This window comes from Ramlibacter sp., from assembly GCF_036383835.1.
GTDB lineage: Bacteria > Pseudomonadota > Gammaproteobacteria > Burkholderiales > Burkholderiaceae_C > Ramlibacter.
In genome coordinates this window covers 1-10,459 of the sequence record NZ_DASVNN010000079.1, presented here as the reverse complement: position 1 = coordinate 10,459, position 10,459 = coordinate 1, and the positions used below count along the sequence as shown (strand labels likewise).

The window sequence follows — 10,459 nt, the reverse complement described above, 5'->3', positions numbered from 1 at the left end:
ACCCCGGCCCCGCCCGCACGGGGGCTGGCAGCAGGGCAGGGCGGTGGCGCACACACCCCGATCAAGCGCAGCGCTCGACGTCGCGGCAGGCGGTGCGCGGTGTGGGTCCGCATCAAGGGGTGGCGCCTGAAAGTCGAAGGCGAGGGGGACGCCGCCCCAGCGGGTCTACACCGCGCGCCGCCTGACGCGACGCACCCCGCCGCCAAAAGCGGGAAGCGGCGCATCAGCGCCGCTTCATGAAGGCCCCGGGCCCCTGCTTGCGCGGGGATGACGGTCAGATCACCAGAAGCGCCACCACGACTTGCTGGCCGCCTTTCCGCCGCCCGTCAGGTACCGGCTCTGCGGATAGCTCTTCTCCATCACGCGGCGCGCGTCGTCGCGCAGCTGGGTCATGCCCAGGGCGTCGTAGGAGCGCACGAGGATGAAGAGCGCTTCCTCCAGCGCCGGCACGTCGCGGTAGTCGGCGATCGCCGATTGCGCGCGGTTGATCGCCGCCACGTAGGCGCCCCGGCTCATGTAGTAGCGTGCGACGTGCACTTCGTACTGCGCGAGCGAGTTGACGATGTACGTCATGCGCGCGGTGGCGTCCGGTGCGTAGCGCGACTCGGGGAAGCGGGTGGACAGTTCCTTGAAGGCCTCGAAGGATTCCTTGGCCGCCTTCTGGTCGCGCTCGGACAGGTCCTGGCGCGAGAGGAAGGCGAACATCCCGAGTTCGTCGTTGAAGTTGACGATGCCCTTCAGGTAGAGGGCGTAGTCCAGCGCCGGGCTCGCGGGATGCAGCTTGATGAAGCGGTCCAGGGTGGCCAGCGCCTGCGCCTGGTCGCCCGCCTTGTAGTGCGCGTAGGCGCGATCGAGCTGCGCCTGCTGCGCGAGCGGGGTGCCTGCGGCGCGGCCTTCGAGCTTCTCCAGCAGCGGGACCGCCTTGTCCCAGGCGCCGCCGTTCATCTCGTCCTTGGCCTCGGCGTAGATCTTGTTCGGGCTCCAGGTGGCCGTCTTGTCCTCCTCCTTCGTGCTGGCGCAGCCGGCGAGCAGCGCCGCGGCGACGAGGACAGGGAACACCGATAATTTCGCTCGAACGACCACGGGCAACTCTCTTCTGGAAGGGCGAGCCATTATATCGACGGACCCCCTGCAGGCTTCCACGGAAGACCTGCTCGACGAACCGGGCGCGGAAGCCGAGACGCGCAGCTTCACCATCGCCGCGGCGCTGCACGGCGAGCGCCTCGACCGCGCGCTGGCCCACCTGGTGCCCGAGTTTTCCCGCAGCTACCTGCAGCAGCTGATCGACGCCGGCGCCGTCCGCCTCCACGGGGCGAAGGCGCCCAAGGCCTCGCACCGCGTGCGCGCCGGCGAGGCCGGCGAGATCGAGCTGCGGCCCACGCCGCAAAGCCAGGCCTTCCTGCCGGAGGACATCCCCGTGCCGGTGGTGTACGAGGACGAACACCTGCTGGTGGTCGACAAGCCCGCCGGCCTCGTCGTGCATCCGGCGCCCGGCAACTGGAGCGGCACGCTGCTCAATGCGCTGCTCGCGCGCGATGCCGCCGCCCGCACGCTGCCGCGCGCCGGCATCGTGCACCGCCTGGACAAGGACACGAGCGGCCTGATGCTCGTGGCCCGCACCCGCGCGGCGATGGATCGCCTGGTCGCGATGATCGCCGCGCGCGAAGTCTCGCGGCAGTACCTCGCGCTGGCCCATCGGTCATGGCAGGGACCGCAGGAGCGCCGCGTGGAGGCCGCGATCGGCCGCGACCCGCGCAACCGGCTGCGCATGGCGGTGGTCGATCCGGCCCGGCATCCGGGCAAGCCCGCCGCCACGGTGTTCCGCCTGCTGGCCGAAGCGGAGCAGGGCTGTGGCGTCCTGTGCACGCTGGAGACCGGCCGCACCCACCAGATCCGCGTGCACATGGCGCACATCGGGCATCCCCTGGTGGCCGATCCCCTGTACGGCGGCGCCCCCGCCGCGGGCCTCGCGCGGCAGGCGCTGCATGCCTTCCGGCTCGGGCTCGCGCATCCGGTCACGTCGCAGCCGCTGGCATTCCATGCCCCCCTTCCGCGGGATCTGCGCTCGGCGTGGGAGGGCTGGGGGCTGCGTTACAATGAATCCGAATGGCTCGCGAGCTCGCCCGCGCGGCGGCCTTGAGTGGCGAGACCCGCGCCGGAACCGCGCCGCGCCTCCCCCGGGGACGGCTCGGCGGCGAGAATGCAAAACCCTGCCCCTGAACCGCAGCGCTTCCTGAGCGCGCATTCCACGACCAAACGATGAATACGGCGGATGCCAAGCGCGTCCTCGAAACCGCGCTGATCTGCACGCAACAGCCGCTGACGGTGCGCGAGCTGCGCGTGTTGTTCAGCGACGAGCTCGGCGCCGACACCATCAAGGACCTGCTGGGCGAACTCCAGAACGACTGGACGCAGCGCGGCGTGGAGCTCGTCTGCGTGGCGAGCGGCTGGCGCTTCCAGAGCCGCCCCGAGCTGCGCGAGTACCTCGACCGGCTGCATCCCGAGAAGCCGCCCAAGTACAGCCGCGCCGCGCTCGAGACGCTCGCGATCATCGCCTACCGCCAGCCGGTGACGCGCGGCGACATGGAAGACATCCGCGGCGTCACGATCAACACGCAGATCCTCAAGCAGCTGGAAGACCGCGGCTGGGTCGAGGTGATCGGCCACCGCGAGGCGGTCGGCCGCCCGGGGCTGTACGCCACCACCCGCCAGTTCCTGGACGACCTGGGCCTGGCCTCGCTCGACCAGCTCCCCGAGCTGCAGGGCCCGTCGCAGCAGGGCGTGTTCGAAGCGCTCAACGAAGCGGCGGAGCCGCAGCCCGAGCTCGCGATGGAACTCGCGGCCAACGACGACGGCCTCGAGGCAGGCGCGGCCGCAGCCGGTGCCGAAGGCGATGCGGCCCCCGCGGCCCCGAGCGGCCCCGGCGAGGGCGACCACGATCCGGCGCAAGCCACCGAGACCTGAATCCATGAACGACCCGACCGACTCCATGGCGCGCACGCCGTCCGAAGACAGCCCGCAGGAGGTCGAGAAGCGCGAGCCCGGGGCGCAAGCCGTGGCGCCCGCGCCCGGCGTGGCCGACACCCCGGACGCCGAAGGCGCCGACCACGACGATGACGACGATGACGACGATGACGACGATGACGACGATGACGACGAGGGCGAGGAACGCAGCCCCGAGTCCGCCGAACAGGGCGCCGAACCCACCACCTCCCCCAGCGAGCCCGCCGTCCGCTTCGAGGACGTCATCAGCGGCCGCTTCGACGCCGAGGAGGAGGCCGAGACGGCCCCGCTCAAGCGCGTGCTGTCCCCGCAACCGGAGACGCCCAAGCTGCACAAGGTGCTGGCGCAGGCCGGCCTCGGCTCGCGGCTGGAGATGGAGCAGCTGATCATGGAGGGGCGGATCTCGGTCAACAACGAGCCCGCCCACATCGGCCAGCGCATCCAGTACGGCGACCAGATCAAGATCAACGGCAAGCCGATCAAGGTGCGCATCGCGCCGCCGCCGGCCCGCGTGATCGCGTATCACAAGCCGGTCGGCGAGGTCGTCACGCACGACGACCCGCAGAACCGTCCCACGGTGTTCCGCAAGCTGCCCCGGCTGCAGCAGGGCAAGTGGCAGTCGGTGGGCCGGCTGGACCTCAATACCGAAGGCCTGTTGCTGTTCACCAGTTCCGGCGAGCTGGCCAACAGGCTGATGCATCCGCGCTTCGGCCTGGAGCGCGAGTACGCCGTGCGCGTGCTCGGCCCCCTGTCCTCCGAAGAGCGCCAGCGCCTGCTGGACGGGGTGAGCCTGGATGACGGCCGCGCCGCCTTCGGCTCCATCGAAGAGGGCGGCGGCGAGGGCTCCAACGTCTGGTACCGCGTGACGATCAGCGAAGGCCGCAACCGCGAGGTGCGCCGGCTGTTCGAGGCCGTGGGCCACGCGGTCTCTCGCCTCATCCGCATCCGCTATGGCGCGATGGTGCTGCCGCGCGGCCTCAAGCGCGGCGCCTGGATGGAACTGGACGAGCGCGACATCGGCGCGCTCACCCGCGCCGCCGGCGGTCCCGACATGGCCCGTCCGCAGCAGGGCCGCGGTCCCCAGGAGGGCAAGGGCAACCGCACCCGTCGCCGCGGCGATGGCCCGCGTCCCTCGGGCGGCAATCCGCCCCGGCAGAGCCAGGGGCAGGGCCAGGGCCAGCAGGGCCAGGGCCGCCGCAAGGGCGGAGGGGGTGGCGCAGGCGGTGGCGGCGGAGGAGGTGGCGGCGCCGGCCAACCCGATCCGATGAAGACCTCCTTCGGCTACATCGGCGCCGACAGCTTCAGCCGCCAGCGCCGCGGCGGGCCCGGGGGCGGGATGCCGGGCGGCGGTGGCGGCGGTGGTGGCCGGGGTGGCCGCCGCGGCGGTGGCAGTGGCGGTGGCGGCGGCGGACGCGGCCGCTGAGGCAGGCCGCGTCCGGCGGCCATGACAGACGACAAATGACGAATGAAGGGGAGACCCCATTCGTCATTTGTCATTCGGGCGCAGCCGGGTCATCCGTCATGCCCGCAAGCTAGAATTGCGGGCTTTGCCGAACTTTCCTCCTCCGGCGAAACCCTAAAACACAAGCTCAGGAAACCCCAATGGCTATCGAACGCACCCTCTCCATCATCAAGCCCGACGCCGTGGCCAAGAACGTGATCGGCCAGATCTACGCGCGCTTCGAAGCCGCCGGCCTGAAAGTCGTGGCCGCGAAGATGGCCCACCTGTCGCGCCAGGAAGCCGAGCAGTTCTACGCCGTGCACAAGGAGCGTCCCTTCTTCAAGGACCTGGTGGACTTCATGATCTCCGGCCCGGTGATGATCCAGGCGCTGGAAGGCGAGAACGCCATCCTGAAGAACCGCGACCTGATGGGCGCGACCGACCCCAAGAAGGCCGCCGCCGGCACCATCCGCGCCGACTTCGCCGACAGCATCGACGCCAACGCCGTGCACGGCTCCGATGCCGCCGAAACCGCCAAGAACGAAGTCGCCTTCTTCTTCCCGGCGATGAACGTCTACTCCCGCTGAAGCGAAACATGAAATGACGGCCAACCTGCTCGATTACGACCTCGAGGGTCTGGCCGCGTTCGTCGCTTCCCTGGGTGAGAAGCGCTTCCGCGCCACCCAGCTGTTCCGGTGGATCCACCAGAAGGGCGCCCGCGACTTCGGCCAGATGACCGACCTGGCCAAGTCGCTGCGGGAGAAACTCGAGGGCAGGGCCCGCATCGAGGGCCTGTCCGTCCTCACCCAGCACGAATCCGCCGACGGCACCATCAAGTGGCTGTTCGACGTCGGCAACGGCGACGCCGTCGAGGCCGTGTTCATCCCTGAGGACGACCGCGGCACGCTGTGCATTTCCTCGCAGGCGGGCTGCGCCGTCGGCTGCCGCTTCTGTTCCACCGGCCACCAGGGCTTCTCGCGCAACCTCACCACCGGCGAGATCCTGGCGCAGCTCTGGTTCGCCGAGCATTTCCTGCGCGGGCACCTCGACACGCGCGGCACCCGCGTCATCACCAACGTCGTGATGATGGGCATGGGCGAGCCGCTGCAGAACTACGCCGCGCTGGTGCCCGCCCTGCGCGTGATGCTGGACGACCACGGCTACGGCCTGTCGCGCCGCCGCGTCACGGTGTCCACCTCCGGCGTCGTGCCGATGATGGACCGCCTGGGCGAGGACAGCCCGGTGGCGATGGCGGTGTCGCTGCACGCGCCCAACGACGAACTGCGCGACAAGCTGGTGCCGCTCAATCGCAAGTACCCGATCGCCGAACTGCTGGACGCCTGCAACCGCTACCTCGAACACGCCCCGCGCGACTTCATCACCTTCGAGTACTGCATGCTCGATGGCGTGAACGACCAGCCGGAGCACGCGCGGCAGCTGGTGGACCTGGTGCGCCACCACCGCGGGCGCGGCGTGTCCTGCAAGCTGAACCTGATCCCCTTCAATCCATTCCCCGCCTCCGGCCTGGTGCGTTCGCCGCAACAGAGCGTGCAGGCTTTCGCGAAAATCCTGAGTGATGCTGGTATCGTCACGACGGTGCGGAAGACGCGCGGCGACGACATCGACGCCGCCTGCGGCCAGCTGGCCGGAGACGTCAAGGATCGCACCCGGGTGGACCGGCGCATCGCGCAGCAGCGCACGGTGATGCTCAAACAGGTTCCCGCGGACACGACGAAGGAGGCGTAGGGGATCATGAACATGGCCATGGCGGCGCAAGGCCGCACGGCGGGATGGATGGCGGCCGCGGCCCTGGCCGCGGCGATGTCGGGACTGCTCACCGGTTGCGCGGCACCGCCGCCGCACGACGTCGTATCGGACGTCGCCTCGCCATCCGACGACACCGACCAGCGGCGCCGCGCGCGCATCCGCCTGGAGCTCGCCAGCAGCTACTACGCCGAGGGCAAGACGGAGATCGCGCTCGACGAGCTGAAGCAGGTGATCCAGACGGATCCCTACTACCCCGACGCCTACAACCTGCGCGGCCTGATCTACATGCGCCTGGGCGACAACCGCCAGGCCGAGGAAAACTTCCGCCGCACCCTGACGCTCAATCCCCGCGATTCGGACGCCGCGCACAACTACGGCTGGCTGCTCTGCACCACGCAGCGCTATCCGGAGTCCGCGCGGGCGTTCCAGCAGGCGCTGGGCAACCCGCTCTATGGCGACCGCGCCAAGACGCACATGGCCCTGGGCCTGTGCCAGGCGCGCGCCGGCCAGGGGGCCGACGCGGAGGCCAGCCTCACGCGCTCCTACGAGCTCGATCCCGGCAACCCGATCACCGGCTACAACCTCGCCCGCCTGCTGTACCAGCGCGGCGAGTTCCCGCGCGCGCAGTTCTACATCCGCCGCCTGAACAACAGCGAACTCGCCAACGCCGAATCGCTGTGGCTCGGCATCCGGGTGGAAAACCGGATGAACGACGGCGCCGCCATGGCGCAGCTGAGCGAAGTGCTGCGCAAGCGCTTCCCGCAGTCGCCCGAGCGCACGTCGCTGGACCGGAGGGCGTTCGATGAGTGACGCCGCCGTCGTTCCCGAGGGACCGAGCGCGGGTTTCATCCTGCGCGAGGCCCGCGAAGCCGCCGGCCTGCACGCCGCGACGCTGGCGGCCAACCTCAAGGTCCCCGTGCGCAAGCTGGAGGCCCTGGAGGAGGATCGCTACGACCTGCTGCCGGATGCCGTGTTCGCGCGCGCGCTGGCCTCGAGCGTCTGCCGGGCGCTGAAGATCGATCCGCAGCCGGTGCTGGACCGCCTGCCGCAGACCGCGCAGCCGCGGCTGGTGCAGCACGGCGACGGCCTCAACGCGCCGTTCCATGCCGCGACCGAAGGACCCGGGCCGAGCTGGTTCGACCAGGTCTCCAAGCCGGTGCTGGTCACGGTCGGCGTGCTGGTGCTCGGCGCGGTGGTCCTGATGTTCCTGCCGATGGTGCAGTCCGGCCTCGACACGGTGCTGCAGGCCAACCGGCCATCCGATTCCGCGGTGCCGGCCCCTGGCGCCGGCGTGCCTGCCGAAGTTGCCCCCGCGGCGGCGACGACGCCGGCGGCGGCCGCTCCTGTTCCGTCGGCCACGGCCCCTGCAACGACCGCGGCCGCGCCTGCGGCTGCCGTGCCCACGGCCACGCCAGCCGTGGCCGTGCCCGCTGCGGCGGCCGCTTCCGGTCCGATCGGCGCCCGCGGCACGATCCTGTTCCGGACCCGCGGCCCGTCCTGGATCCAGGTCACGGACGGCAGCGGCGCCACCATCTTCCGCAAGCTGATGGAATCGGGCGAGAGCGCCGGCGCCTCCGGCCTGCCGCCGCTGTCCGTCACGATCGGCAGCGTCGAGGTCACCGAGGTGCAGGTGCGCGGCAAGCCCTACAACCTGGGGCCCGTGTCGAAGGACAACGTGGCCCGCTTCGAGATCAAGTGATGTCCCAGCCCTGCCTCCCGATCGAACCCGCGGCGCCGAAGGCGCGCCGCTCCGCCCAGGCCCGCGTGGCCTGGGGCGCGAACGTGGTCACGGTGGGCGGGGACGCGCCGGTGCGCGTGCAGTCCATGACCAACACCGACACCGTGGACGCGATCGGCACCGCGATCCAGGTGAAGGAACTGGCGCAGGCCGGCAGCGAACTGGTGCGCATCACGGTCAACACGCCCGAGGCGGCGCAGCAGGTCCCCTACATCCGCGAGCAGCTCGATCGCATGGGCATCGCGGTGCCGCTGGTGGGCGACTTCCACTACAACGGCCACCGGCTTCTCACCGAATTCCCGGCCTGCGCCGAGGCGCTGTCCAAGTACCGCATCAACCCCGGCAACGTCGGCAAGGGCGACAAGAAGGACCGCCAGTTCGCGCAGATGGTGGAAGCCGCGCTCAAGTGGGACAAGCCGGTGCGCATCGGCGTCAACTGGGGCAGCCTCGACCAGGAGCTGCTCGCCCAGCTGATGGACGAGAACGCGCAGCGCGCGCAGCCCTGGGACGCCAAGCAGGTGATGTACGAGGCGCTGATCACCTCGGCGATCCAGTCCGCGAAGCTGGCCGAGGAACTCGGCATGCGGCACGAGCAGGTCCTGCTGTCCTGCAAGGTGAGCGGCGTGCAGGACCTGATCTCCGTCTACCGCGAACTCGCGCGCCGCTGCGACTACCCGCTGCACCTGGGCCTCACCGAAGCCGGCATGGCCACCAAGGGCACGGTGGCGTCGGCGGTGGCGATGGGCATCCTGCTGCAGGAAGGCATCGGCGACACCATCCGCGTGTCGCTCACGCCGCAGCCGGGCGAGTCGCGCACGCAGGAAGTGGTGATCGCCTCCGAGATCCTGCAGGCACTGGGCCTGCGCGCCTTCGTGCCGAGCGTCACGGCCTGCCCGGGCTGCGGCCGCACCACCAGCACCACCTTCCAGGAACTCGCCAAGCAGATCGACGACTACCTGCGCGCGCAGATGCCGGTGTGGCGCGCGAAGTACCCGGGCGTCGAGAAGATGAAGGTGGCCGTGATGGGCTGCATCGTCAACGGCCCCGGCGAGAGCAAGCATGCCGACATCGGCATCAGCCTGCCCGGCACGGGCGAGGCGCCCGCCGCCCCCGTCTTCATCGACGGCCAGAAGGCGATGACGCTGCGCGGCGACAACATCGCGCGCGAATTCCACCAGATCGTCGAGAACTACATCGAGAAGCGCTTCGGCACGATGACAAATGACGCGGGCCTTGCCCTGCATGACGAATGACACAATTCGTCATTTGTCATTGAGCGCGAAGCGCGAAGTCATTCGTCATCAACATGTCTGAAAAAATCCGTGCCGTCAAAGGCATGAACGACATCCTGCCGGCCTCCGTGCCGCGCACGGACAAGCTGCCGGATTCGGCGCTGTGGCAGTGGTTCGAGTCCTGCGTGCGCACGGTGATGGCGCGCTACGGGTACCAGTACCTGCTCACGCCCATCGTGGAGCCCACCGCGCTGTTCGTGCGCGGGCTCGGCGAGGTCACGGACATCGTGGAAAAGGAGATGTACTCCTTCACCGACTCCATGAACGGCGACAAGCTCACGCTGCGCCCGGAGGCCACCGCCGGCATCGTGCGCGCGATGAACGAGCACAACGCGCTCTACAACGGCCCGCTGCGCCTGTGGACCGTGGGCGCCATGTTCCGCCACGAGCGGCCGCAGAAGGGCCGCTACCGCCAGTTCCACCAGCTCGATGTCGAGGCGCTGGGCTTCGCCGGTCCCGACGTCGACGTGGAGATGATCCTGATGGCGCGCGCGCTCTGGCGCGAGCTGGGCCTGGTGGAAGGCCGCGACGTGCGGCTGGAGATCAACAGCCTCGGCCAGCCGGAGGAGCGCAAGCAGCATCGCGACGCGCTCGTCGCGTATTTCTCGCAGCAGGCGGACGCGCTCGACGAGGATTCGAAGCGCCGCCTGCACAGCAACCCGCTGCGCATCCTGGACAGCAAGAACCCCGCACTGCAGGCGCTGATCGAAGGCGCGCCGCGCCTGATCGACTTCCTCGGCGAGGAATCGCGTGCGCACTTCGACGCCGTGCGCGCCGCGCTCGACGCGGTGGGCCTGGCCTACCGCGTCAATCCGCGCCTGGTGCGCGGCATGGACTACTACAACCTGACGGTGTTCGAGTGGGTCACCGACCAGCTCGGCTCGCAGGGCACGGTCTGCGGCGGCGGCCGCTACGACGGCCTGATCGCGCAGCTGGGCGGCAAGCCGGCGCCGGCGGTGGGCTTCGGCCTCGGCATCGAGCGCCTGCTGCTGCTGCTGCAGGAGCTGGAGGTGCCCATGCCCGACGCGTCCCCCGATGCCTACGCCGTCGTTCCGGCCGGCGCGCCGCTGCCGCTGGTCACCGCCACGCTGGAGAAGCTGCGTGCCGCCGGCGTGCGCGTGCTGCAGCATGCCGGTGGCCACGACGGGCCGGGCAGCATGAAGTCGCAGTTCAAGCGGGCCGACGCGAGCGGCGCCCGCCATGCGCTGGTCTTCGGCC

At 70.2% G+C, this 10,459-nt stretch carries 10 protein-coding genes; 9 read left to right on the top strand and 1 reads right to left on the bottom strand.

Annotated elements, in window-relative coordinates; genetic code table 11:
- Positions 1 to 279 precede the first annotated feature (279 nt).
- Positions 280 to 1,113 (bottom strand): outer membrane protein assembly factor BamD, encoded by an 834-nt coding sequence (locus tag VF522_RS13590; RefSeq protein ID WP_330908812.1) that lies wholly within the window; start codon positions 1,111 to 1,113, stop codon positions 280 to 282.
- Here VF522_RS13590 and VF522_RS13585 point away from each other — a divergent pair.
- The 9 genes from VF522_RS13585 to hisS form a co-directional block, all read left to right on the top strand.
- Positions 1,112 to 2,140 (top strand): RluA family pseudouridine synthase, encoded by a 1,029-nt coding sequence (locus VF522_RS13585; protein ID WP_414709524.1) that lies wholly within the window; start codon positions 1,112 to 1,114, stop codon positions 2,138 to 2,140. The two genes, VF522_RS13590 and VF522_RS13585, sit on opposite strands and share 2 nt — an antisense overlap.
- Positions 2,141 to 2,259: 119 nt before the next feature.
- On the top strand, positions 2,260 to 2,964 hold the full coding sequence (scpB, locus tag VF522_RS13580; protein WP_330908811.1) for an SMC-Scp complex subunit ScpB: 705 nt from the start codon (positions 2,260 to 2,262) through the stop codon (positions 2,962 to 2,964).
- A 4-nt stretch (positions 2,965 to 2,968) separates the two neighbouring features.
- Positions 2,969 to 4,426 (top strand): pseudouridine synthase, encoded by a 1,458-nt coding sequence (locus VF522_RS13575; protein WP_330908810.1) that lies wholly within the window; start codon positions 2,969 to 2,971, stop codon positions 4,424 to 4,426.
- Positions 4,427 to 4,605: 179 nt separating this feature from the next.
- The gene (ndk, locus tag VF522_RS13570; protein ID WP_330908809.1) at positions 4,606 to 5,031 is read left to right on the top strand and encodes a nucleoside-diphosphate kinase; all 426 of its coding nucleotides are present in this window, start codon (positions 4,606 to 4,608) and stop codon (positions 5,029 to 5,031) included.
- Positions 5,032 to 5,044: 13 nt separating this feature from the next.
- Entirely contained in the window at positions 5,045 to 6,190 is a 1,146-nt protein-coding gene (gene rlmN, locus VF522_RS13565) for a 23S rRNA (adenine(2503)-C(2))-methyltransferase RlmN (RefSeq protein ID WP_330908808.1), read from the top strand.
- A gap of 6 nt (positions 6,191 to 6,196) precedes the next feature.
- A complete protein-coding gene (gene pilW / locus VF522_RS13560; protein ID WP_330908807.1) occupies positions 6,197 to 7,021 on the top strand; it encodes a type IV pilus biogenesis/stability protein PilW in 825 nt (274 codons plus the stop codon).
- Complete coding sequence (locus VF522_RS13555) at positions 7,014 to 7,910, top strand: helix-turn-helix domain-containing protein (RefSeq protein WP_330908806.1); 897 nt, start codon at positions 7,014 to 7,016, stop codon at positions 7,908 to 7,910. The genes pilW and VF522_RS13555 overlap by 8 nt, the downstream gene beginning before the upstream one ends.
- Complete coding sequence (ispG, locus tag VF522_RS13550; protein ID WP_330908805.1) at positions 7,910 to 9,202, top strand: flavodoxin-dependent (E)-4-hydroxy-3-methylbut-2-enyl-diphosphate synthase; 1,293 nt, start codon at positions 7,910 to 7,912, stop codon at positions 9,200 to 9,202. Before VF522_RS13555 ends, ispG begins: the two co-directional genes overlap by 1 nt.
- A 53-nt stretch (positions 9,203 to 9,255) precedes the next feature.
- Positions 9,256 to 10,459, top strand: a 1,204-nt coding sequence (hisS, locus tag VF522_RS13545) for a histidine--tRNA ligase (protein ID WP_330908804.1), incomplete at its 3' end; no start/stop codon positions are given.